17 protein-coding genes and 7 pseudogenes are annotated in these 23,049 nt (G+C 60.4%); 16 read left to right on the top strand and 8 right to left on the bottom strand.

Features of this window, described 5'->3' with window-relative positions; genetic code table 11:
• Nucleotides 1-2 precede the first annotated feature (2 nt).
• The 6 genes from AF337_RS00635 to fni all read left to right on the top strand — a co-directional run bounded on the left by AF337_RS00635 (nt 3) and on the right by fni (nt 8,155).
• Complete coding sequence (locus tag AF337_RS00635) at nt 3-1,604, top strand: cytochrome P450 (protein WP_012489561.1); 1,602 nt, start codon at nt 3-5, stop codon at nt 1,602-1,604.
• On the top strand, nt 1,591-2,433 hold the full coding sequence (locus tag AF337_RS00630) for an SDR family oxidoreductase (RefSeq protein WP_008536513.1): 843 nt from the start codon (nt 1,591-1,593) through the stop codon (nt 2,431-2,433). Before AF337_RS00635 ends, AF337_RS00630 begins: the two co-directional genes overlap by 14 nt.
• A complete protein-coding gene (locus AF337_RS00625; protein WP_011053442.1) occupies nt 2,433-3,776 on the top strand; it encodes a cytochrome P450 in 1,344 nt (447 codons plus the stop codon). The genes AF337_RS00630 and AF337_RS00625 overlap by 1 nt, the downstream gene beginning before the upstream one ends.
• Nucleotides 3,777-4,549: 773 nt before the next feature.
• Nucleotides 4,550-6,103, top strand: coding sequence for a hypothetical protein (locus AF337_RS00615; RefSeq protein WP_012489559.1), 1,554 nt, complete (start codon nt 4,550-4,552; stop codon nt 6,101-6,103).
• The gene (locus tag AF337_RS00610; protein WP_008536520.1) at nt 6,100-7,002 is read left to right on the top strand and encodes a terpene synthase family protein; all 903 of its coding nucleotides are present in this window, start codon (nt 6,100-6,102) and stop codon (nt 7,000-7,002) included. Before AF337_RS00615 ends, AF337_RS00610 begins: the two co-directional genes overlap by 4 nt.
• Nucleotides 6,989-8,155: a type 2 isopentenyl-diphosphate Delta-isomerase gene (gene fni, locus AF337_RS00605; protein ID WP_016737499.1), complete on the top strand. Its 1,167-nt coding sequence runs from the start codon at nt 6,989-6,991 to the stop codon at nt 8,153-8,155. The genes AF337_RS00610 and fni overlap by 14 nt, the downstream gene beginning before the upstream one ends.
• Before the next feature lie 188 nt (nt 8,156-8,343).
• On the opposite strand, the gene AF337_RS00600 is transcribed toward fni, so the two are convergent.
• From AF337_RS00600 to AF337_RS00590, 4 genes and pseudogenes are all read right to left on the bottom strand, one after another.
• Nucleotides 8,344-9,273 carry a polyprenyl synthetase family protein gene (locus AF337_RS00600; protein ID WP_008536525.1) on the bottom strand — a complete coding sequence of 310 codons (930 nt, stop codon included), beginning with the start codon at nt 9,271-9,273 and terminating at the stop codon, nt 8,344-8,346.
• 830 nt (nt 9,274-10,103) lie between these two features.
• Nucleotides 10,104-10,251, bottom strand: a pseudogene (locus AF337_RS46420) (IS5/IS1182 family transposase); the annotation flags it as partial.
• A gap of 86 nt (nt 10,252-10,337) precedes the next feature.
• Nucleotides 10,338-10,454 (bottom strand): transposase, encoded by a 117-nt coding sequence (locus AF337_RS41575; RefSeq protein WP_008536526.1) that lies wholly within the window; start codon nt 10,452-10,454, stop codon nt 10,338-10,340.
• A gap of 32 nt (nt 10,455-10,486) precedes the next feature.
• Complete coding sequence (locus AF337_RS00590; RefSeq protein WP_008536527.1) at nt 10,487-10,777, bottom strand: hypothetical protein; 291 nt, start codon at nt 10,775-10,777, stop codon at nt 10,487-10,489.
• On the opposite strand from AF337_RS00590, the gene tnpA reads away from it, so the two are divergent.
• From tnpA to tnpC, 3 genes are all read left to right on the top strand, one after another.
• A complete protein-coding gene (tnpA, locus tag AF337_RS46415; RefSeq protein ID WP_011053439.1) occupies nt 10,749-11,156 on the top strand; it encodes an IS66-like element accessory protein TnpA in 408 nt (135 codons plus the stop codon). The genes AF337_RS00590 and tnpA overlap by 29 nt on opposite strands.
• Complete coding sequence (gene tnpB / locus AF337_RS00580) at nt 11,153-11,503, top strand: IS66 family insertion sequence element accessory protein TnpB (protein WP_016737501.1); 351 nt, start codon at nt 11,153-11,155, stop codon at nt 11,501-11,503. The genes tnpA and tnpB overlap by 4 nt, the downstream gene beginning before the upstream one ends.
• A gap of 59 nt (nt 11,504-11,562) precedes the next feature.
• A protein-coding gene (tnpC, locus tag AF337_RS39405) for an IS66 family transposase (RefSeq protein WP_237350495.1) occupies nt 11,563-13,253 on the top strand; the annotation gives its coding sequence in 2 pieces (ribosomal slippage) (nt 11,563-12,115 and nt 12,115-13,253; 1,692 coding nt in all).
• Nucleotides 13,254-13,976: 723 nt separating this feature from the next.
• On the opposite strand, the pseudogene AF337_RS46410 reads toward tnpC, so the two are convergent.
• Together AF337_RS46410 and AF337_RS39395 are read right to left on the bottom strand one after the other, a co-directional pair.
• Nucleotides 13,977-15,074, bottom strand: a pseudogene (locus AF337_RS46410) (recombinase family protein); the annotation flags it as partial.
• Nucleotides 15,071-15,478, bottom strand: coding sequence for a hypothetical protein (locus tag AF337_RS39395; protein WP_012489556.1), 408 nt, complete (start codon nt 15,476-15,478; stop codon nt 15,071-15,073). The pseudogene AF337_RS46410 and the gene AF337_RS39395, both read right to left, overlap by 4 nt.
• On the opposite strand from AF337_RS39395, the pseudogene AF337_RS39390 reads away from it, so the two are divergent.
• Both AF337_RS39390 and AF337_RS00555 read left to right on the top strand, forming a co-directional pair.
• A pseudogene (locus AF337_RS39390) lies at nt 15,451-15,681 on the top strand (transposase domain-containing protein); the annotation flags it as partial. The gene AF337_RS39395 and the pseudogene AF337_RS39390 overlap by 28 nt on opposite strands.
• Nucleotides 15,681-15,981: pseudogene (locus AF337_RS00555) on the top strand (hypothetical protein). The pseudogenes AF337_RS39390 and AF337_RS00555, both read left to right, overlap by 1 nt.
• Here the strand turns inward: AF337_RS00555 and AF337_RS43950 are convergent.
• A complete protein-coding gene (locus AF337_RS43950; protein WP_170965075.1) occupies nt 15,956-16,147 on the bottom strand; it encodes a hypothetical protein in 192 nt (63 codons plus the stop codon). The pseudogene AF337_RS00555 and the gene AF337_RS43950 overlap by 26 nt on opposite strands.
• 1,555 nt (nt 16,148-17,702) lie before the next feature.
• On the opposite strand from AF337_RS43950, the gene AF337_RS00545 reads away from it, so the two are divergent.
• Complete coding sequence (locus AF337_RS00545; RefSeq protein WP_010069248.1) at nt 17,703-18,206, top strand: helix-turn-helix transcriptional regulator; 504 nt, start codon at nt 17,703-17,705, stop codon at nt 18,204-18,206.
• Between the two features lie 517 nt (nt 18,207-18,723).
• Here AF337_RS00545 and AF337_RS00540 read toward each other — a convergent pair.
• Nucleotides 18,724-19,667 (bottom strand): annotated as a pseudogene (locus AF337_RS00540) (IS481 family transposase).
• 442 nt (nt 19,668-20,109) lie between these two features.
• Between AF337_RS00540 and AF337_RS39380 the strand changes: the two are divergent.
• From AF337_RS39380 to hisC, 4 genes and pseudogenes are all read left to right on the top strand, one after another.
• Entirely contained in the window at nt 20,110-20,616 is a 507-nt protein-coding gene (locus AF337_RS39380) for a helix-turn-helix domain-containing protein (RefSeq protein ID WP_004671987.1), read from the top strand.
• A 395-nt stretch (nt 20,617-21,011) separates the two neighbouring features.
• Nucleotides 21,012-21,191 (top strand): annotated as a pseudogene (locus AF337_RS46405) (hypothetical protein); the annotation flags it as partial.
• Nucleotides 21,192-21,230: 39 nt separating this feature from the next.
• Nucleotides 21,231-21,775 (top strand): annotated as a pseudogene (locus AF337_RS39375) (adenylyl-sulfate kinase); the annotation flags it as partial.
• 158 nt (nt 21,776-21,933) lie between these two features.
• A complete protein-coding gene (hisC, locus tag AF337_RS00525) occupies nt 21,934-23,016 on the top strand; it encodes a histidinol-phosphate transaminase (RefSeq protein ID WP_049730595.1) in 1,083 nt (360 codons plus the stop codon).
• The last annotated feature ends 33 nt before the right edge of the window (nt 23,017-23,049 follow it).

Here is a 23,049-nt window from a genome sequence, read left to right as displayed (position 1 = left end):
AGATGGACGTGCAAGACACCACGGCAGCATGCCACGACGCCTTCGCCGAGCTGGCGTCGCCAGCATGCATCCAAGACCCGTACCCGTTCATGCGGTGGTTGCGAGAGCACGATCCGGTGCACCGCGCGGCGTCGGGCCTCTTTCTGTTGAGCCGCCACGCCGACATCTACTGGGCGTTCAAGGCTACGGGCGATGCGTTTCGGGGGCCGGCGCCATCCGAACTGGCGCGCTATTTCCCGCGTGCGGCGAGCAGCCTGTCGCTCAATCTGCTGGCGTCTACGCTAGCCATGAAGGAACCACCGACGCATACGCGTCTGCGCCGGCTGATTTCGCGCGATTTCACCGTGGGCCAGATCGACAACCTGCGGCCGAGCATCGCGCGCATCGTCGCAGCTCGCCTGGATGGCATGGCGCCCGCACTGGAGCGAGGAGAGGCGGTGGACCTGCATCGGGAATTCGCACTGGCCTTGCCCATGCTTGTCTTCGCTGAATTGTTCGGCATGCCCCAAGACGACGTTTTCGAGCTCTCAGCGATCGTCAGCGCCATTCTAGAAGGCCTGAGCCCGCACGCCAGCGATCCACAGCTCGCCGCGGCGGACGTGGCCAGCGCCAGGGTGAAGGCCTATTTCGGCGACCTCATACTGCGCAAGCGCGCCGATCCCCGCCGCGACATCGTGTCGACACTGGTCGGCGCACACACCGACGACGCCGATACGCTCTCGGACGCGGAGTTGATCAGCATGCTGTGGGGCATGTTGCTGGGCGGCTTCGCCACCACTGCTGCGACTATCGACCATGCGGTGCTGGCGATGCTGGCCTACCCCGAGGAGCGGCACTGGCTGCAGGGAGACGCCGCAGGGGTGGAGGCATTTGTAGAAGAAGTACTGCGCTGCGAGGCGCCCGCCATGTTCAGCTCCATTCCGCGTATCGCCCAGCGCGACATCGAACTGCATGGCGTGGTGATCCCGAAGGACGCGGACGTGCGCGTGCTGATCGCGGCCGGCAATCGCGACCCGAACGCTTTCGCTGATCCCGACCGCTTCGATCCGGTGCGGTTCTACGGCACCAGGCCTGGCACGTCGAGCGACGGAAAGATTATGCTGAGCTTCGGCCACGGCATCCACTTCTGCCTAGGTGCTCAACTCGCCAGGGTGCAACTGGCCGAGAGCCTGCCGCAGATCCAGGCTCGCTTCCCCACGTTGGCCTTGGCCGAGCAGCCGACCCGGGAGCCCTCAGCGTTCCTTAGGACGTTCCGCGCGCTGCCGGTGCGGCTGCACGCGCAGGCGGCGGCTGAGGTTCGCGTCGTGGTCGACCAGGACCTGTGCGGAACCACTGGTCAGTGCGTGTTGACGCTGCCGGGCACCTTTCGTCAGCGCGAGCCGGACGGCGTGGCGGAAGTGTGCATGGCGACGGTCCCGCAGGCGCTGCACGCCGCCGTGCGCCTAGCAGCCAGCCAGTGCCCGGTCGCGGCCATTCGGGTGATCGAAAGCGAAGCCGGCGATGACCATTGCACCAACCCCGGCCCTACGCCCTCTCCGGCAGACGCTGAGCGACATGCAGCGAAAGACCTACGCAATCCAGGAGAACATGATGGAACGATTTAAAGGCAAGGTGGCCGTGGTGACCGGCGCCGGCGCCGGGATCGGCAAGGCATGCGCCCTCGCCATCGCGCGCGAGGGCGGCAGAGTGGTGGTGGCCGACATTGATGGCCCCGCTGCCATCGCCTGCACCGCACAGATCGCAGCCGAAGCGGGCCAAGCGCTGGCCGTGGCCATGGACATCGCAGATGCGCAGGCGGTGGCAGAGCTGTTCAAAACGGCGAAGCGGCGCTTCGGTGGGGTCGACGTGCTTGTGAACAATGCGAGCGCCATGCATTTGACTCCGCACGACCGCGCGATCCTCGACCTGGACGTGGCGGTCTGGGACCAGACCATGGCGACCAATTTGCGCGGCACGCTCCTTTGCTGCCGGCAGGCCATCCCACAAATGATCGGCCGTGGTGGTGGCGCGATCGTGAACATGTCATCGTGCCAAGGGCTCAGCGGCGACACCGCACTGACGTCATACGCCGCGTCGAAGGCCGCAATGAACATGCTGTCGGCCTCGCTTGCCACCCAATACGGACACGCGAAGATCCGCTGCAACGCGGTTGCGCCAGGTCTTGTCATGACCGAACGTCTCTTCGCCAAGCTGGACGAGTGCATGCAACGGCATCTACACCGGCACCAGCTCCTGCCGCACGTCGGCCGCCCCGAGGACGTAGCCGCGCTGGTCGCGTTCCTGCTCTCGGAGGAGGCTGCGTTCATCACCGGCCAGGTGGTGTGCATCGACGGCGGCATGTTGGCGCATGTTCCAACCTACGCAGACGGTGGCAACAGCGCGGCTCGGCCGGCCGGTGACGCCGCCGAAGCAGCCGCAGCGTCGCATTGGTGATGGACATGCTGCTCAACCCGCTGAACCGCTGGCGCCGGCTACGGGACGACATCCCGGTCATGCCTGGCGCTTTCCCCCTGGTCGGGCATCTTCCCGCCATCGTCTGCGATCTGCCGCGCCTGCTGCGGCGCGCGGAAAGGACCCTAGGCAGCCACTTCTGGCTGGACTTCGGCCCGGCCGGACACCTGATGACATGCCTGGATCCAGATGCGCTCGCATTGCTCCGGCACAAGGAAGTGTCCTCGGCACTGATCGAAGAGATGGCGCCCGACATCCTTGGCGGAACGTTGGTCACTTTGGACGGTAGCGCGCACCGGCAGGCGCGCGATGGGATAAAAGCGGCGTTTCTGCCGAGGGGTCTGACCGAGGCCGGCATTGGCGAGCTGTTCGAACCAATTATTAGGGCTCAGGTCAAGGCGTGGCGCGACCGCGGTGAAGTCGCTATCCTGCCAGACACCCGCAACCTGATGCTCAAACTCACCTTCAGTCTCATGGGCATCCCCGCCCAAGACCTGTCGGAGTGGCATCGCAAGTACCGGCAACTGCTACAATTGATGGTCGCGCCCCCGATCGACCTGCCGGGGATGCCCTTGCGACGCGGCCGCGCCGCCCGCGATTGGATCGACGCGCAGTCGCGCCAGTTCATCCGGGACGCGCGCGCGCGCGCCGCGCGCACCGGGTTGATCAACGACATGGTGAGCGCCTTCGATTGCAGCGATGGCGCGCTCTCCGATGACGTCCTGGTCGCCAATATCCGCTTGCTGCTGCTTGCCGGCCACGAGACCTCCGCCTCGACGATAGCCTGGATGGTGATCGAGCTGGCGCAGCATCCAGAGCTGTGGGACGCCCTGGTCGAAGAGGCGCAACGCGTGGGCGCGGTGCCGACCGGGCACGAGGACCTGGCGCAATGTCCGGTCGCAGAGGCGCTGTTTCGGGAGACGCTACGAATGCATCCGGCTTCCTCGCTCGTACCGCGTCGCGCGATGCAGGAATTACAACTCGGCCAGCGGCGCATTCCTTCGGGCACTCATTTGTGCATCCCACTACTGCATTTCTCGACCTCGCCGCTGCTGCACGAAGCGCCCGATCAGTTCCGTCTGGGGCGGTGGCTGCAACGCACGGAGCCGATCCGGCCGGTGGACATGCTGCAGTTCGGTGCCGGCCCACACGTCTGCATGGGCTATCACCTTGTATGGCTGGAGCTGGTGCAGTTCAGCATCGCCTTGGCATTGACCATGCAGGAGGCCGGGGTGCGGCCGCGATTGATGAGCGGCGTCGAAAAAGGCCGGCGCTATTACCCGACCGCACATCCGTCCATGACAGTCCGCATCGGATTCTCATGAGCTGGGATCCTCTGCCCCGTGTCAAGAGGCAGCGGCGACGACGATGGGCGGCATTGCTGCACTCGGCGCGCGCGCGCGGTGCGACGCCGGCAGCACCGCGGCGGCTCGCCGCTCGCCGCGGCATTCTCTGTCAGGTAGAAGGAGATGAACAACATGCAGAAGGGTTCCACGCTAAACGACGACCGAACTGGCGTTTCCCCGTTCGGCGGATCGGGCGCGCAGGCGTGCGGCGGATTGCCGGTGCGCGCGTCCATAGGCATTGGCGCGCTATGCGCCGTCGCGGAGGATGCCGCGCTTTACTCTGTACCGCGCACTGGATCGCTATCGCGCCTGTTTCGGCCTTGTATTGTAGGTGGTCGAGGATGACACGCCAGCGGATGACGCGACGCTGGGCAAGCCCCCGGCAAGCATGCGGCGGAGAAGAAAGCAACCGGCGTGCCGATCACGAAGCTGCATGCAGCGCCCCAGTCAGTGCCGGGCCTATGGCCAGAGGCCGAGGAAGCCATCACCTCGCTGCGCCCGCGTGCGGAGCGGTTGGCGCAGGCCGTGCAGCGGGCCAAAAGGGTATCTGTTCAAGCACGCGCCGTGCGCATTGGCGCCGGTCCGCACGGAGGCGCCGCCGTACCGCTGCGATCGGCCGGCGGCACCGCTAGATGCTACATTGTGTTCGATTCCACGGCGCAGATCGGAGCGGTTGCCCACCGCGGACCGCCGCCAGCATAGGTGCGCTTCGCCGCGCTTCTCGTCAACTGCCTGCAGAGGGAACATCCCGCATGAGTGCGCTGTCCGAACAGATCCTTTCTGAATTGCGCCACTTGCTGAACGAGACGCGCGATGGCGGCAGCGTGAGTCCGTCCGTTTACGACACGGCGCGCGTTTTGCAGTTCAGCGGCAACGTCACCGGTCGGCAGAACGGATACGCGTGGCTCATGGCGCAGCAACAGGCCGATGGCGGGTGGGGAAGTGCTGACTTCCCACTGTTCCGCCATGTACCCACGTGGGCGGCGTTGCTTGCATTGCGGCGTGCCGATCCTCTTCCCGGCGCTGCGGACGCAGTTCAGGCTGCAACGCGGTTCCTCGAGCGCCAGCCGGATCCCTACGCGGATGCGGTGCCGGAAGACGCGCCGGTAGGCGCGGAGCTGATCCTGCCGCAGATCTCCGGCGAGGCCACATCCTTGGTGGGCGACGTGGTGTTTCCGCGCTACCCGGCGCTGTTGCCGTTGCGGCAAGCGTGCCTGGTTAAGTTGGGGACGGTGGGACCGCTGCCGAGCGGCCATCCGTTGTTGCACTCCTGGGAAGCCTGGGGGACGTCGCCGACCACGGCATGCCTGGACGACGACGGCAGCATCGGCATCAGCCCGGCGGCAACCGCCGCGTGGCGTGCGCACGCCCTCACACAGGCGAGCGCGCCACAGGTCGAGCGTGCCGACAGGTATCTTCAGGCCGCATCGCGCGCGGCGCGCAGCGGCATCGAAGGTGTCGTTCCCAGCGTCTGGCCGATCAACGTGTTCGAGCCATGCTGGTCGCTGTACACTCTGCATCTGGCCGGGTTGTTTTCGCATCCCGCGCTCGCCGAGGCGGTGCGCGTGATCGTCGCGCAGCTCGATGCCTGTCTGGGCGTGCGCGGTCTGGGTCCGGCCTTGCACTTCGCGGCCGATGCGGACGACACTGCTGTTGCGTTGTGCATCCTGCACCTAGCAGGACGCAACCCGGCTGCCAACGCGTTGCGCCACTTCGAAATCGGCGGGCTGTTCGTTACCTTCCCCGGCGAGCGCAATGCCTCGGTGTCGACCAACATCCACGCCCTGCATGCGTTCAGACTGTTGGGAAAGCCCACCGCCGGTACCAGCGCTTACCTTGAGGCCAATCGCAACGCGGACGGTCTATGGGACAATGACAAATGGCATGTTTCGTGGCTGTATCCCACCGCGCATGCAATCGCTGCGCTCGCGCAAGGCGCGCCCCAGTGGCGCGACGAGCGCGCGCTGGCGGCGCTGTTGCAGGCGCAGCGCGACGACGGCGGCTGGGGCGCGGGTCGCGCGTCAACATTTGAGGAAACCGCCTATGCGCTGTTCGCGTTGCACGTGATGGATGGGCGCGAAGAGCCGACAGGGCGCGCCCGCATCGCGCTGGCGGTCGCGCGCGCGCTGGAGTGGATGCTCGCTCGCCATGAGGCGCATGAATTGCCGCAGACGCCGCTGTGGATCGGCAAGGAATTGTATTGCCCGACCCGGGTCGTGCGCGTGATCGAACTCGCCGGCTTGTGGCTGGCTCTTCGTTGGGGGCGGCGCATCCCGACCGAGGGAGCAGGAGGAATGGCGCAATGATCCCGACGGAAAGCGCGCTGCAGCAAGTACTGGAGTGGGGGCGTTCCCTGACCGGATTCGCCGACGAGCATGCCGTAGAAGCAGTTAGGGGCGGACAGTACATCCTGCAGTGTATCCAACCGAGCTTGCACGATATCAGCGCCCGCACCGGCCGAGATCCGCAGGACGAAAAGCTGATCGTGGCGTTTTATCGCGAGTTGGCGCTACTGTTTTGGCTCGACGATTGCAACGACCTTGGCCTGATCGCGCCGGAGCAGCTGGCCGCGGTGGAGCAGGCGCTGGGGCAGGGCGTGCCATGCGCGGTCCCCGGTTTCGAGGGCTGCGCTGTGCTGCGCGCTTCCCTGGCCGCGCTCGCCTACGATAGGCGCGACTATACTGAGCTTCTAAACGATACCCGGTGCTACTGCGCGGCGCTGCGCGCCGGACCCGCGCAGGCGGCGGGGGCTGAACGCTGGTCGTACGCCGAATACTTGCACAATTCCATCGATTCGATCGCCTACGCGAACGTGTTCTGTTGCCTGTCGTTGCTATGGGGGCTGGACATGGCGACCCTGCGCGCGCGTCCGGCGTTTCGCCAGGTGCTGCGGCTCATCTCCACGATAGGGCGCCTGCAGAACGATCTGCATGGATGCGCCAAGGATAGGGCGGCGGGAGAAGCCGACAACGCTGCCATCCTGCTCCTGCAGCGTTATCCGGCTATGCCTGTGGAGGATTTCCTCAACGACGAGCTGGTCGGCCATGCGCGCATGCTGCACCGAGTGATGGTGAAAGAACGCTTTCCTGCACCATGGGGACCGTTAATCGAGGCCATGGCGGTCATTCGCGCGAAGTACTACCAGACCTCGATCAGCCGCTACGGCAACGATGCGGCGGGGGGAGGCCAGCGTGCGCCGGCGTGAACGCGCGGGAGGCGGCGGCGTGCGCGCGGCGCCCTCGGTCCGATCCGACGCAACGCCAACGCCCAATACGGCGGATCGAGCGAGCGGGTGCGACGACGCCCTGACCCGGCGCAAGGACGACCATCTGGACCTCGTGCTGGATCGGCGAACGGCGCCAGCCACGGTCGCTGCCGGCTGGGAGCAAATCCGGTTCGAACACTGCGCACTGCCCGAGCTGGACCTGACGCAGATCGAACTGCGCACATCGCTGTTAGGCAAGCCCATACGTGCGCCGCTGCTGATCAGTTCCATGACCGGCGGAATGCCACGCGCAAAGGCCATCAATCGGCACCTGAGCGAGGCGGCGCAAGCCTTGGGGATCGCCATGTGCGTCGGTTCGCAGCGCGTGAGCCTCCAATCGCGCAATTCCCAGGGGCTGACGCGCGCCCTACGCCGCCTGGCGCCTGACATTCCCTTGCTGGCCAATATCGGCGCTGCGCAACTGCGCGAGGCCGACGGCCTTGATCTGGCGCGCCGGGCTGTCGATGCGCTGGAGGCTGATGGGCTGATCGTCCATCTCAATCCGCTGCAGGAAGTGCTACAGCCGGATGGCGACCGCGACTGGCACGGCGTACTGGCGCAGGTGGCTCGCGCCGCGCGTAGCGTGGGCGTGCCGATCGTGGCCAAAGAAGTCGGGTGGGGCCTGTCCGCCTCGGTGGCCTGCGCGCTCGTCGAGGCGGGTGTTGAGGTGATTGATGTCGCCGGAGCCGGCGGCACCAGTTGGGCCGCGGTGGAGGGCGAGCGCGCCCGCGATGCCGCCGGCCGTGCAGTGGCGATGGCGTTTGCCGATTGGGGGATCCCGACACCGGCCAGCTTGCAGGCGGTCCGTCGGGCACTGCCAACGGTGAAGCTTATCGCGTCCGGCGGGATCCGCGACGGCGTCGACGTGGCCAAGGCCATTCGCCTGGGTGCGGACATTGCCGGGCAGGCAGCCGGCGTGCTGCCGGCGGCTACGGTATCGACCGAAGCGGTCGTTGCGCATTTCGAGGTCGTCATCCGCCAGTTGGCCGTCGCCTGCTTTTGCACCGGCTCACCTGATCTGGCGACGTTGCGCCAGGCGCGCTTGTTGCCCTCCGCGCACTTGTTGCCCTCCGCGCATCCGCCAGTCGGATGATGCCGGCGTCGCCCGCTCTGTCGGCCGGCCCTCCAAGCTGGTTGCAAAAACCGTTAACGCTAAAGCTAGACCTCTAATCCACCTTGGCCCAGCGGTTCGATGCAGGGAACGAAATGTTCATGAAGCAGCTGTTGACGATGAAGCGGTAATGATGCCGCCGGCTAGGTTATGCGTACCGTAACTCGGGCTTACAAAGGCGCGCAATCCAGCGCCGTTTGTTGAATCAGACCGGCTTTTCCCGGTCCAGCCACGCCTTTGCAAAGTGCATGATTAAGCCAGTCAACGAAGGACCGTTTTTGAGGGCTGGCAGGAATGGTGTCACCTATCTGTTCGAGATACGCATAAAATCTGGCGGCTGCGCTGTCCAATCCTTGGCCGCGAACGATACTGGGTCGATTCAGCTGCGTGTCCACGGCAGGCAATTTGCCAAGCACTTCTGCGCGGCCGACTGTATCTGCGATGTCGTCGGCGATCTGATACGCGTGCCCGAGCAATTCCCCCACCTTAGACCATGGGGCCGGATCTGCACCACTTGCCAGGGCACCGCAAGTGGCCGCCGCGACAAAGAGGGAGCCGGTCTTGTAATGGTGATAGCGGTCGATTGGGACGTGCGTCATTGCCTCCATCGACTGTCCGGCGATCAGTCCGTGACTGGGGCCGACCGCCTCCGCAACCACCTCGATCATGCGCGCGCCCAACTCAGGTGTTAGCGCAGCCTGCAAGCTGAGGTATTTGAAAGCCATCACAATCAAGGCATCGCCGGTCAAAACGGCGATAGGCTCTCCGAAAAGCCGGTGCACCGTTGGTCTGCCGCGGCGTAGCGCCGCGTTATCGAAGCAAGGCAAGTCGTCATGCACCAACGAGGCACAGTGCAGCAATTCAATTGCTGCCGCGGCTCTTGTCGCCAGCTCAGGATCTTTTTCGCCGCACACATAGGAGACTTTCAAGCAGAGCTTGGGGCGCATCCGGGAGCCCCCTGGAAACACTGCCGCGTCCAGCGCTCCACGCAGGTGAGCCGGCGCAGCCGGACTTAGAGCAGTATCCATGGCAGCTCGCAGCGCTTGCTCGATGAGCTTGTCGCTATCGCCAACCACGTCGGCTTGGTGATTCGAAATCATATCGCATCTCCACTTTTGAGACGAAAACGAAAACGGGCCTAGTCCAACCGGTGCCAAACAAAAGGCCGATTTCGCTGTGTCTCTTCAGGTTCTAAGGCACCGTTAAGTTTAGCGGATTGCGGCGGCCAACATGCGGCACCGGCGTGACCAATGAAACCGTGTGCCAGTGGGAGCCTTAACTCGGCAAGGCGATCTCCCACTGGAATCCCTTGAAGCAGTCTCATTCGTGGCGACCTGACATCTGAACGTCGGTTACTTCGATCGCGCGCGAAGAACATTGGCTCCGGCGGCGCTGTCGGCCAGAATGGCATCGCTCTCAACGTCTTGGTCCAAAGCTGAAGAGGCTCCCGCGCTGAGCAGTGGCTGGTGACAAAGCTCTTTGGATCGGCTGCACGCCGCCGCGCGTGATGATCGCTGACGAGCTCCGTTCGTACGGTACGACATGGGCGAAGATGGGCCTTACATCTAAAGGTGTTGGTCATCGTCGATAGTAGCCACTGGAGCTTGGACCGGAACCATTGCTGGCAGAGATCTGGGCTCCTACAAGCAATTGGTGTGCCACCAGATCATTGTTAGTGAATGTTTCAATGGCGACAGAAGGCGTCTTCCGGTGCTCACCGTGTGTCGGGAGTCGCGGATTGTGCCACTCCGCCTAGTATTTGAACAGCGTCAACCTTGCGAGCGATCCGTCCGAAGGCCAACCCAGCATTGGAGTGATTTGGGTTGAGGTCACAATGCACGTCGGCGCTTGCATCATGCCAGCCTGTCAATGTGCGCGATCGCACACGACTGTCAGCTTTGCGTCAATTACGATCGAACCGATGCTTTTGACGTTTCACGAGGTTACGCTGCCGATAGACCCAGCGTGAGAAGACGACTGAGCCTTCCAGTTGTTCTTCGGCGCGATGTTGCCGAAGCCTTACACTCGACCGGCTTGGCGAGGATTTCAGCGCTGCCGTAGCCCTTGTCGGCCGGCAGGAAACCGCTTCGAAAAGTCGGTCCCCTACCGCCTTTTGCTAGCGGACTAAAAGGGCGGAGCAGGTGGATCTATACAGCGCTTTCTTTCAAAGCCCTGGTTGCGCCTTGTGTTCGTCAGCGATCAGGAGCGCCTTCGGCTCCACATGCTTGGCGACGGCCGCCCATGCATCCTTGCCGTTCTCGTCCAGGATCACCCGCGTCACCGTTCTGTTCGGTGCATGGCGGTTGGCCTCCCTCAGCGCCAGAACTCACATACGCTTGCCGTTCTGATTTTCCTTCTTGCGCCCGTCCTTGCGCTCTTCCTTCTTGTCACCTTGCGGAGGACGCCGCCCACATACTTGCCGTCGATCTGCACCGTACCGTGCAGCTTGATCGCATCACGGCGAAGGTCGGCTGCCTCCCGGAGCTTCTGCAGCAGGAAGTAGGCGGTCTTGTACGTACCCATCCGGCGAAGGCCGTCTGTCCTGACTTGCTGATTGGCTTTAAGTCCATGCCTTATGTCATGCGCTACAATCATTTCCCCCATTGAGGTCTTGTCCGTCGACGATCTTGGTCGCCGACGGGATTGGTCGGACGAAGAGAAGGTTCGGATCGTCGAGGAAAGTCTACAAGGCTTTCGGAAAGGCTCGGTGACGGCGCGGCGATATGGATTGTCACGGTCATTGTTGACCCGTTGGCGTCGGGAATACCGTAGTGGTCTTCTGAGCAGTTCCGCTACAACGGGCTTCGTGCCACTTACGATTTCGCCACCGGCGGCGGCATCTTGCGAGGTAGCCTCACGGCCGCGATTTGAAGACGACATGACGATCGAGATCGGCCTGCCGAATGGCCGACGGCTGACGATCCCAGCCTCGCTTGATCCGACCATTCTTGCCCGCCTGTTGCCCGTCGTGGATGGGTCATGATCGCGTTTCCCGCGGGGGTAAAGGTGTGGATCGCGGGCGGGGTGACGGACATGCGTTGCGGCATGAACAGCCTGGCGCTGAAGGTTCAGCAAGGTCTTGGCCGCGATCCTCATGGCGGCGAAGTCTTCTGCTTCCGGGGTCGCAAGGGTGACCTGATCAAGGTCCTCTGGCATGACGGCGTCGGCATGTCGCTTTACCTGAAGCGGCTGGAAGCTGGAAAGTTCATCTGGCCGGTCAGCCAGAATGGCTCCGCCGTGCCTGTATCGTCGGCGCAGCTCGGCTATCTCCTGGAAGGGATCGACTGGCGCAACCCGCGCTGGACGCAGCGGCCTTCGAAGGCAGGCTGACCGCCTGCATTCCTCTGTTTTTGTTGGGCTTTCGGCATGCGGCATGGTAGCTTTCGGCCATGGATGATGCTGCTTCGGAGATAGCCAGACTGCGCGCCGCGCTTGCGGCATCGGAAGCGCGTGCCGCCTCTGCCGAGGCCGACCTCGCACAGGTGCGCGCGGTCGTGACGACGTCTGAGGCGATGATCCGGCATCTCAAGCTCGAGATCGCCAAGATACGTCGCGAGCAGTACGGCCAGAGCTCGGAGCGCCGCGCCCGGCTGATCGAGCAAATGGAATTGCAGCTCGAAGAACTTGAAGCCGACGCCACCGAAGACGAGATCGCTGCGGAACGCGTGGCGACGAGAATCACAAATGTCTCCGCTTTCGAACGCCGCCGGCCGGCCCGCAAGCCGTTTCCCGAGCACCTGCCGCGCGAGCGCCTGGTCATCGATGCCCCGTCGACCTGCACCTGCTGCGGCTCGCACCGCATCGTGAAGATGGGCGAAGACATCACCGAGACGCTGGAGATCATTCCGCGCCAGTGGAAGGTGATCCAGACGGTGCGCGAGAAGTTCACCTGCCGGGACTGCGAGAAGATCAGCCAGCCACCGGCCCCTTTCCATGCGACACGCGGGGATGGGCAGGACCGCACCTGCTGGCGACGATCCTGTTCGAGAAGTTCGGCCAACATCAGCCATTGAACCGCCAGGCTGAGCGCTACGCCAGGGAAGGCGTCGCTCTCAGTCTCTCCACACTGGCCGATCAGGTCGGAGCCTGCACGACGGCCCTGCAGCCGATCCATGACCTGATCCGTGCCCATGTTCTGGCCGCCGAGCGGCTGCATGGTGACGACACCACCGTGCCGCTTCTGGCCAGGGGAGCAACAAAGCAGGCGAGGCTCTGGACTTACGTCCGCGATGACCGCCCTTTCGCGGGCGGCGCGCCTCCCGCCGCACTCTTCCACTTCTCTCCCGATCGCGAGAAGACCCACCCCAACACGCATCTCGCCGGATGGCACGGCACCCTGCAAGCCGATGCCTATGGCGGCTACAACGACCTCTATCGTGCCGACCGCCGCCCCGCGCTGGTGATCAGCGCACTTTGCTGGAGCCACGCGCGGCGCAAATTCTTCGAACTCGCTGACATCGCCGGCAACGTGCGCAAGGGCAAACCTGCCCACGAGATATCGCCCGTCGCGCTTGAGGCCGTTGCCCGCATCGACGCGCTCTTCGACATCGAGCGCGGCATAAACGGAATGCCTGCCGAGGATAGGCTCGCAGCGAGGCTGCAACATGCTCGCCCGCTCGTCGAAGAACTGCACGATTGGCTCATGGCCCAGCGCGGGCAAATGTCGAAGCACAACCCCGTCGCCGAGGCGATCAACTACATGTTCGAGAAGGAGGGTCGCTGGGAAGCCTTCGCCCGGTTCCTCGACGACGGCAGACTGTGTCTGACGAACAATGCCGCCGAACGAGCCCTGCGCGGCGTTGCCGTACCTGAGTCATTGTGCACTCCCTCTTTAAGTATCTGTAAACATTGGAAGCGTCTCGGTGTCAGCAATGCGACACGGGCGGCCCTTTCGGGCTATCGCGGCTTGGACGGTTGCCGAAGTCAGATTGCTGGCCCGGATTTGATACGGCGCGCCGGGAACCACCTGCTCGGCAGACAACACGTTCGTCTTGATCAGGTGGCGTATTCGGTGGTTGGTCACGCCCAAAACCGCCGCCGCCTCTGTCATGGTCAGCCATTCGCCCTCTTTATCGGCTGATTTGTACGCGTGAATGGCCCGGACCCGCCTTACTGAAGCGACCCGGTGTGCAGTCCAGGTTTTTCCTTGCCCCGTGGGCATTCCCATTCGATTGAGCGACGCGGCGATATGTTCATCGGACCAGCGTCCTGCCATGCTCCGCATCACTGCCAAAGCATCTTCCGTTGTGGCGCACCCGTGTTCAACCGTCTGGGGCTTGCGAACCTTGAGCTCCGAATGCTGACCGCCTTTCCAATGGATGGTCAGCACCACGTCGCGCACCTCATCATCGACATCGACAACAATGTCGGCGATCAATGTACGTAGCAGTTGCTGGCGCACGCGCATGGTGACATCCGGCGACTCCCAGGCCGCCTGCAGATTGTCGGCGAGGTTTGCGAAAGTGCCTGGGTCAACTTCGATGGTTGAAGGACTTTCGGTAGGCCTGCGCACTTCCAGATCACGGACGCGGCGTAGCGCCGTTTCCCAATTCTTCTCAAGCTGTGCAGCTATCAGGCGGTTGTCGGGATCGCATGCCGCATAGCGGCGCTCGGCGAGGCTAGCCTCGTAGCGGGCCTGTTGTAGCTCCAGATCGTGAATGTGGCGCTGGTCTTCCTGTCGCTCCCGGTGCATCCGCTCTGCTTTAAAAGTCGCCTCGATCGCTAATGGTTCTACCGCGCGCAACAACTCGCGCGCAACCGCCGCATCGACCTTCGAGCCGCCGAACGTCATGCAACGGGGCAAGCCCATCATCAGGTTCTGTTTATAGCAGCGATAGACAGGATTTTGTGGATTTCCCGTATAGGCAACACTCAGTCGCCGTCCAGACCGTCCGCAGGTCAGGAGACCTGATAATAATGCTTTGCCGCCGCGGCCCGATTTAGTCCCACCCGATCGGCCATAATTATTGAGGGCCAGTTGCTGTTGGTTACGCTCGTATTCGCCCCAACTAATGTAACCTTCGTGATGGTCCCGGATCATCACCTCCCAGGTACCGACGGGCTTGCCGTGCCCGTAACTGCGCCGAGCCCATCCATCGACGATGGCAGTCCGCTTCTCGCTCTTCCCATAGACGTAAACGCCGGCGTAGAAGGGGTTTTTGAGGATGCCGATCACATTGCGATAACGTACTGGCATCCATACGAAGTTGGTCATGCGCCCTTCATCCGACGGCCGAGGGAAGTGAATGTGATCTTTCGTCATCGACAGCAGCACCTGACGCGCGCTTCCAAGGTCGTGGAAGCGGGCGAAGATGGATCGAATTACCTCTTGCAGACGCAGATCAGGATCGAGCCCAAGCCCGGCCTCCCGATGCCAAATGTAGCCGAACGGAACAGAAAGTCGCAGTTCGCCACGGCGCGCCTTCGACCTGGCGGCATCGAGCATCCGGGCTCTCAGCACGCCCAGTTCGAACTCGCTGATACTGCCCTTCATTCCCAGCAGCAGCCGATCGTTGGGTCGACATGGATTGTAGACGCCGTCATGGTCAATGACGCGGGCTTCGACCAGGCCGCACAGTTCGAGCAGGTGATGCCAGTCCCGACCGTTGCGCGCAAGCCGTGAAGCATCGAAGCAGAAAACGGCACCAACTTTGCCGGCGCACAGTAGGGCGACGAGACGATCGAAGCCCGGACGGGCGACGGTTCCGCTGGCAGAGCGCCCGAGGTCGTCGTCGATCACCTCGACGTGGCTGAAGCCGTGGTGTCGCGCAATGTCAACAAGATCATACTGCCGTCGCTGGCTTTCCAGATTGGTTATAACCTGCGACTGAGTGGATTGCCGCACATAAACGACGGCCTTGCGCGCGAGCAGCGCTGTCGGAATCAAATCAGTGATGGTCATCGTTGAGCTCCTCGAATATCAGGTCGAGCTGCCGGCCCGACGCCGGCACCAGCGTATTGCGAGATCTCATCATGGTCCTCCTGAGTGATTCTACGTCCACTTCGGAAGGGTGCCGCTTTGCTGCCGCCAGAGACCAGCCTGTTCAATTCGATTAGCGTCGCAAGATCGACGCGTGGCGTTCCCATGGTCATGCCGCGGCAGACCACGGGATCGATCATCCACCCTGAGATCGCGATGACGACACCTGTCGGCCCCAGAACCTTCAAAAACCGGCCTGTCGCTCGTTCTTCGACGCGACGAATGGAAACCTTCTGGCCAAAATATGGATGCCAGCAATAGTGAACCTCGACTTCATCGCCGACATGGGCAGAATGAACAGGGCATTGCTCTCGGAAGAAAGGCATGGCTATTCGCCGGTTCCCAGCGCGGAGGCGAGCGTGCTGCCTTCATGTATTCCCTAATCGTCACGGCAAAGACGAACGATATCGATCCGCAGGCCTGGTTGGCGGACGTGCTCGCCCGCATGCCTGGCATTCCCGTATCACGGCTGCCGGAACTGCTGCCGTGGAACTGGCCCGCCGGAAGCGCCCGGCAGATGGCGGCCTGATGGCGCGCCCGACGCATGTCTACACGATCAACTACGTCGCCACGCTGATTGGCGAGAACCTCGAACTCATCCAGGAGGTCGCCAGCAACTCCGACAACATCGACTATGGTGAGATGATCCATGCCCATGACGGCAGCGAAGAGGGCATCACGACCTTCACCGACCGGGGCATCGAAAGCTTGAAGGAGTTCCTCGCCGATATCCGCACCTGGGAAGGAGGTGTTCGGCAGTTCCTTGTCGACGAGCAATGCGATCGCGACAAGATTCGAACGCATCATGGCAGACGAGCCGAAATCATAAGTGCCGCGGCCTTCGCCGGATGGATACTCTTGTACTGGACGTTGACCTTGCGGCTCAGATGGAGCGCCGCCATGCCCTTGGCGGCCGTGATTCCTCCCAGATTGCCATGATGATCTTCTTGAATGAAAGCTTGCGGTCGGCGAAAACCGAAAATTCGGCGCGGCATTCCGGCTCCGAGCATCAGAACGACGACGCCGTACGGCGCCAGGCAGCCACAGCGAGGGCAATATGGCTTCCCGACGTTCTTGGGCCAACGGAAGTCGACGAACAGGCCGTAGGTGTCGTCCTCGGCTGCCCGAAGCCTCTCTCGGGTCAGGCCAGGCGCACTGGTCGTATTTCGAACCTCCGGTCTCCTGCGGAGAAAGCGTCGTAGGAATTCGGTCTCAGGATGGAATTCGCTCCTGCAGCATGTTCAGGCTTCCGGTCCATACGCGAGACATAAGCAGACAACTCCGTCGTAAGGACGGAAGCGAAAGGTCAGTGCTCTATTCGTATCGATTTGAACATGAAAGGACCCTTACCAGGAGAACGAAACCACGTTCAGGGGTTAGCACTTTCGTAAGGTTGTCAAACCCGTGCCCTTATATCGGGAGAAAATTCAATGTCTCAGAGCCAGACTACCCAGCGCAATCTATAATCCAGTTCAGTGAATGGGTCCAGATCGTGAGAGCTGTCTTCGGGTGACCGCGCCTCATGACGACTATTAACGACTCGTTCCCAACAATCGAACATCCGCAAGGTAGATTCACGTTCGAGCATCTTGTGCCTACCTCTGTATGCCTTACTGGGCAGGTAACATTGCCGTTTCAGGCCCTGTCCTGACCTCTGGCCTTAATGATCTTGTTGTTTATTACCTTTTCCCGAGCAGATCAGACGAACACAACGTAGAACTGGTGGTAAAAAGCGCTGATCAGAAAGAAATTAATTTCAGCCGCATCAAGCGAAGGTGTAACGTCTGCCAACTCGTAAAAAAGGCTCATTTCCAGCAAATAAGGGTGCCCTAGAAACAAAAAAGGCCCCCTAAAGGAGCCTTCCCATGGCGTTTCCGCCGAACGCGTGTGCCCTACCGTGGTGTACCGACCTCTAAGGGTGCACCTGCAACAGCGACCTTTCGGAAGCCTCGTTGTCTGCTGCTCACAAAGATATAACCCTCACGGTCGACTATTTCAAGCCCTTTGTGTGGATGCGATAAGGTGGCGGCTTCGTTTAGCAAAGTTCACGTTTGTGGCACTTGCTCCATGATGCCGGAATTTTCAGAGAGCATCGAACCTACACGCTAGCGGGAGCGGTAACCGATATGGGTTCTTGGCTGAGTGATTTCCAGCACGGCGGAGCTTTCCCAGCTAGCCAAATGGGATATCGTGGGACGGGGAAATGGATCGGTTTTCGAGGATTATGTCTTATCGTCCTCAACGAAGACCGCTTAGAAGATGTTGAGCATTGAATGTGAATTTTCGCTCAAATTCGACGCAACCTAGATGTTTCAGTCGCGGGTGCGGCCATAGCCGACTCATCTTTCATGGAACTGGGCCACCGGTCTAGCGAGACTGTTTTGAATGCATTCATGAAGCAATTTGGCTAAACTCTCAAATATTTGCTATAACGCAAAAAATGCCCAAAATGGGTATTTAAAACGGTTGTAGTGTGGCGATGACAAGTGGTTCAAATCGGTTCAGGTTGGCTCAAGCCTACAACGAGTGGCAGGAAAACAGGGACGTGCGGTGACGGAAGATCTAGCAAGCTACAGAAGTTCGAGAGGCCTCGTCAGCACCGCCGATCCGGAGGTTGACAAGGCGATCTATCGAAAGCCAGGTTTCGGCGGCGAAATTACATCGTTGGGTCACATGGAGGAATTGATCAGCGCGTTCCTGAAAAAGACACGCGAAGCGCAGGGCCTGTCTCGCGCAGACGTTGCTCCAATGCTTGGTCTGTCCATCCCTGTATACGGACGCTACGAGCGGGCATTTTCCAAAATGACTGTTACTCGGATGATCCATCTGTGTGAGATTCTTGGCTTCATGCCTATCGATATGATCTTTGAAGCTGCGCCACATCTTTGGGGCCGCACATCGGAGGAGGCCGAGGATTGTCTCACACTGGCGAGGATTCTTAGGAGACTTCCGAACGGCACGACGCGCGATCTTATTCGGCTCCTGCAGCGAATGATCCCCGATGACGACGAGAGCGACAGAGGTATCAGTGATGTAGCGGAGCCCGTGAAGTGAGCTGGGTTTGTCTATGACGCCCCGACCAGTAGTTAGCAGTATTGGTGATAGCTGTCGCAGCCGACGCGCTGTCGTCGGTGTGCAGACACCCGCAATCTCACAACTTAGTTTTTCACTCGAATTTCCGTCTGATCAACAATACGCGCCGATTGCGCAATTTTTCGATGTTTGGTTGGCGTTGATCTCGCTCGATGCTCGAGCGATTCGTCGGCGAGCGACGCCAAGTCTATTTGCATGCGCTTTGCTTCGACAGTAGGGTCTGTGTTAAACTCCCTCGTTGGGTTTTCCCGCTCAATGCCATGTGGGTATTCGAGCTGCCGGCGCGCATGCTTTGATTTCGATTGCTGAATCTAAGCCCGTCCTCTCCGCGCCTCCGTTCCATCGCGCCGATCCTTTTTGCCATTCGGCTCGGAAACAGTCTTTTGACATCACGATCAGGTTCCGCGAAAACGGGGTCGAGTCGCTGAGACTGGAAACGCTGTTCATGGCTGTCGCCGTTCAGAGGTAAGGGCATCGCCTAGGTGTTTAGTCCCGGCATTTGATGGATGGGGTCGATGATGAATCGATCCGGCTCCAAAGTCCATCGTCTACAGATGAACTCGTAAGGCGTAAGGCCCTTTAACGTCTTGAGCCGGCGCCCGAAATTGTAGGCGTCGATAAAGTCGGCCAGATGTTTTTTCAATTGAGCGTGATCGTCGTAGTGGAAGCGCTTGACGGTGGCTTCCTTGATCGTTCGGTTCATCCGCTCGACCTGTCCGTTGGTCCAGGGGTGCTTCACCTTGGTCAGACGATGCTCAATATCGTTCTCGTCGCAGACCCGGTCGAAGATGTGATGGAAGGCGTATAGGTCACAGGCCCGATTGGTGAACTGAATGCCATTATCGGTCAGGATGGTATGGATGGTGTAGGGCACGGCCGCGATCAGATTGCGCAGGAACTGGGCGGCATTCATCTTGCCGGCTTTGGTATAGAGTTCTGCGAACGCGAACTTGGATGTTCGGTCAATTGCGACAAAGAGATAGAGCTTGCCCTCAGCCGTCTGCACCTCGTCAATATCGATGTGGAAGTAAGCGATCGGATAGCTTTTGAACTTCTTCTTCGGCTCCTTGTCGCCTCTGACCTCCGGCAGACGTGAAATGCCGTGGCGCTGCAAACACCTGTGCAACGACGAACGCGTCAGATGTGAAATGGTCGGCTGAAGAGCGTAGAGGCAATCATCGAGCGGCAGCAACGTGTGCCGGCGGAAGGCGACGATAGCGGCCTCTTCTTCGAGGGAAAGGGTCGTCGAGTGCGGGTCCTTTGGGCCTGTAGGAAGGTCGACCAACGATGTCCGCTTCTTCCATTTCGCCACGGTTTTCTGGTTGATCCCGTATCGCTTCGAAAGCGTTTTCAGGCTCTCTTCACTATTGCTCGACGGATTGCCTCTGTCGTCGTGGCGCTCCCGTGTAGAACCTGGCCCATAGTGCTTCCCTCCATGCCAAGGAAAATATTGCACCATCAAATGCCGGAACCAAACACCAGAGCAGCCAGCGCGCGGAGCCGTGATTGGTCTGCCGTGAACCGAGAGCTCCACGTGCAGGACAAAAGGCCACCATGCCCGCACACGACGTCCCGGGAGCTAGACGAGGAAATGAAGCGACCGTTATCACCAAAATCACTGAGGGTCATAGCCAATTTGGCGCAAGTGGATAATCCTTGCGTGAAGCGATTTCGGTATGATCTATGTCTATGTACTTGCGATCACTTATATATTTTGGTGAACGATAGCTATCGGGTGAGGTCCGCGTGGCCCAAAATGCGCCAAATTAGATCGAAACGAAACATTGGTGGTTCCAAGCACATCACTTTCTGTATAAAGAGCTTTGGCGCATTTACCTCAGTCGGAGCAATGTCAGGACCACCATTGAAGCAATGGATTAATGAACTCGGTTTGCAACAAGTCGATGATCCAGGCATAGACAAGCCGGTCTATCGAAAACCTTTTGACGGACGGATTGCACTTAGCGCCGAACTCGAAAACTTGATCAGCATCAGCCTTCGCGAAGCCCGCGATAAGCGAAAACTCCCGCGCTCGAAACTGGCGCCCTTGCTTGGCATCACTAAGCAGGTCTACGGCCGGTACGAAAATGGAGTATCCCGCTTGACCGTGAGCCGACTGATTCATCTGTGTGAGGTTTTGGATGCCACTCCGGAAGAGATTATCGCCCCGGCGGCACCTTATCTTTGGGGCGAAACTGAAACCAAAGCGGTTCTGCTGCTGGCTACTATCGTGAAGTTGCGGACTTTCGATGAAGAGATCTTGCAAGATATTTTCAGCTTACTAAGCCGCATAGACGAGACCGGTAGCGATAGCGGCGATCGTGCCATGAAAGTCGCGTCTACCAGCGCCACTGCAGACGATCGCGAATAGGACGTAGATCGCTAGCTTCAATAAACAGAACGTGCGTCCCTGATGAAGTTCCATCAGAAACCGCGAAGGACTAGCTGGCGACCGTTCATCGCCACTCCGGGACATAGGTGGGTAAACCGGGGAGGGCGCAGTTGGGTCAACTGGTCCAACGCATCCCTGCTTTCGGCCGCTGGAGGGGACGCGCGGTCGTCTTTACGCCGCGAGTGCCAGGGAGGTCACGTCAAAGTCTAAGAAACCCGTATATTCGACATACAAAGCATCGATAATTCCATTCATACAATCCATTTTACCAATCTCCCGTGATGATGCACTAGGAATGATCTCAGACGCGAGTGACGGCGAAACATTTGACGATCCGGACTGGCTATAGCGCGAACCCGAGCAACGGCGCCGACATGCATCGGGGCGGCCACTGCTTCGATCGCACAGTGCGGGCTTCAAAAACAGCAGCAGGAAATACCAAAGGAGGTCTTTGCATGCGTTCTGAGGTGCGGTGGAAGCTGTGCTGGGAAAACGAGCTGGAACTCATCGACCACGTCGATCCTCCCGAGCTCTTTCGCAAAGCCCAAGGGCCGACCGGGGTCTTCAATTTCAGTGGCAGCCAAAGCTGGGCAAGGCGCGCCGACAACCTGCATTGGCAGGCGACCGACGCTGACAAGGGCGCGCGCGGCGATGAAGAGTCAGCAGCCAGCCGTCCTTTTGTTCACTGGACTTTCCGGCTCCGGCAAGTCGACAATCGCCAATGCGCTCGACCGGCTGCTGCATGCCCACGGGAAGCACACCTACATCCTCGACGGCGACAACGTGCGCCACGGGCTCAATCGCGACCTGGCTTCAATCAACCCGATCGCGTCGAGAACATCCGCCGCGTTGCCGAGGTCGCCGAGCTGATGGAGGAGGGGAGCTTATTGAAATCCTCGTCGACACGCCGCTTGAGGAATGCGCGCGACGCGATCCGAAGGGGCTTTATCGGAAGGCGCTCGCCGGCAAGATCGCCAATTTCACCGGCGTTTCCTCGCCGTACGAAATCCCTGAGGGCGCTGAATTACATCTCGAAACGGTTGGCCACGACCCTGCGGCGTTGGCGTTTGAGATCGAACAGTTCCTCGAAAGGCGAATGGAGCAAGTGACGCATGAGTGTGAGAGTGGGGAGGCTTGACCATTGGCGGCTTGAAGCGGCCGCGGCGGTCCTTGGCCTATTAACTACGCGGCGACCGTAGCAGCCCGCAGGCGGCCCGCGCCAACGTCCGATGTGGCTTCAACAGGAGACGGCCGATCACGCGCTCACGACTCGGCTTACTGAAACGGAGAAAAGATATGGCTGATGCAAAGCTGCAAGCCGTGCTTTCGGCTCTTTCGCCGATGGCGAGACAGCTAAATGCGCTACCCTCCAATCAACCGGGGCGAGATGCGAACTGCGTTAAACTAAACACGAATGAGAATCCGTTTCCGTTGCCGATGATGGTGTTGCAAAGTGCGCTGGCGGCCCTCGAACGGCATTATCTGTATCCCGAAGATGACAATCTGAGCTTGCGCGACGCAGCCGCCAGCGCGTATGGCCTCTCCCAGGATCAGGTGGTCGCCGGGAACGGCTCGTCGGAGCTGCTTGGGCTCATCTACAGAGCATTCCTCGACCCGGGAGATAGCGTTGCGATGATATCGCCAGGTTTTTCCTTTAACCGCAAACTGGCCAAGTTGCAGGGTGCCAGATTTCTCGAAATCGAATGGGGCGAGTCTTATTCTCTGCCAATCGAGCAGCTGCTTCTTGGTCCAGCAAAAGATGCAAAATTCATACTGCTGGCCAATCCGAACAATCCAACGGGAACATTCGTTCCGGTGGCTGAAATCGACCGCCTCGTCGCGCAATCGGACCAGTTGATAGTGGTGGATGAAGCGTATGTCGACTTTGCACCCGATGATGCCCTGCGCCTAGTCGATCGTCATCCAAACCTTCTAGTATTGAGAACACTTTCGAAAGGCTTTGCAGCCGCGGGAATTCGCGTCGGTTTCGGCTTTGGTCATCCCGAACTTATTGGGAGGCTACGCAACCTGCAAAATGTCTTTAACATGAACGTGATCGGCCATGCGGTGGGCATTAGTATCCTTTCGCACCGCGCCGACTACGACGAGAACCACAGATATATTAAACATGAAAGACACAGAACGACCACTGCCTTGTCTCAATTGGGCTTTTCTGTCATTCCCTCCCACACAAACTTTTTGCTAGCTCGGGTGCCACCCGGACGAGATGGCAAATGGTGGCAAGCGTCTTTGGATAGGCAGAACATACTTGTAGCCGTCTTTCCCGATGCCGGTTTGGAAAATTTTATCCGCGTCAGCATCGGCACCAGAACCCAAATGGACGCGTTCCTTTCAGCCGCCAGGGACATCATTTCGTAAGCCCACGGTGAAGGCCGTCTTGCGATAGAGGGC

The sequence above is a fragment of the Rhizobium ecuadorense genome, from assembly GCF_001187535.1.
Classification (GTDB): Bacteria; Pseudomonadota; Alphaproteobacteria; order Rhizobiales; family Rhizobiaceae; genus Rhizobium; species Rhizobium ecuadorense.
This window is presented reverse-complemented; position numbering and strand designations above follow the sequence as displayed.

Excerpts from the sequence above, each read along its gene's own strand:
- AF337_RS00635 (WP_012489561.1), top strand. The coding sequence starts at position 3 with ATGGACGTGCAAGACACCACGGCAGCATGCCACGACGCCTTCGCCGAG.
- AF337_RS00630 (WP_008536513.1), top strand. The coding sequence starts at position 1,591 with ATGGAACGATTTAAAGGCAAGGTGGCCGTGGTGACCGGCGCCGGCGCC.
- AF337_RS00625 (WP_011053442.1), top strand. The coding sequence starts at position 2,433 with ATGGACATGCTGCTCAACCCGCTGAACCGCTGGCGCCGGCTACGGGAC.
- AF337_RS00615 (WP_012489559.1), top strand. The coding sequence starts at position 4,550 with ATGAGTGCGCTGTCCGAACAGATCCTTTCTGAATTGCGCCACTTGCTG.
- AF337_RS00610 (WP_008536520.1), top strand. The coding sequence starts at position 6,100 with ATGATCCCGACGGAAAGCGCGCTGCAGCAAGTACTGGAGTGGGGGCGT.
- AF337_RS00600 (WP_008536525.1), bottom strand. The coding sequence starts at position 9,273 with ATGATTTCGAATCACCAAGCCGACGTGGTTGGCGATAGCGACAAGCTC.
- tnpA (WP_011053439.1), top strand. The coding sequence starts at position 10,749 with ATGTCATGCGCTACAATCATTTCCCCCATTGAGGTCTTGTCCGTCGAC.
- AF337_RS00590 (WP_008536527.1), bottom strand. The coding sequence starts at position 10,777 with ATGGGGGAAATGATTGTAGCGCATGACATAAGGCATGGACTTAAAGCC.
- tnpB (WP_016737501.1), top strand. The coding sequence starts at position 11,153 with ATGATCGCGTTTCCCGCGGGGGTAAAGGTGTGGATCGCGGGCGGGGTG.
- AF337_RS39395 (WP_012489556.1), bottom strand. The coding sequence starts at position 15,478 with ATGCCTTTCTTCCGAGAGCAATGCCCTGTTCATTCTGCCCATGTCGGC.
- AF337_RS43950 (WP_170965075.1), bottom strand. The coding sequence starts at position 16,147 with ATGCCGCGCCGAATTTTCGGTTTTCGCCGACCGCAAGCTTTCATTCAA.
- hisC (WP_049730595.1), top strand. The coding sequence starts at position 21,934 with ATGGCTGATGCAAAGCTGCAAGCCGTGCTTTCGGCTCTTTCGCCGATG.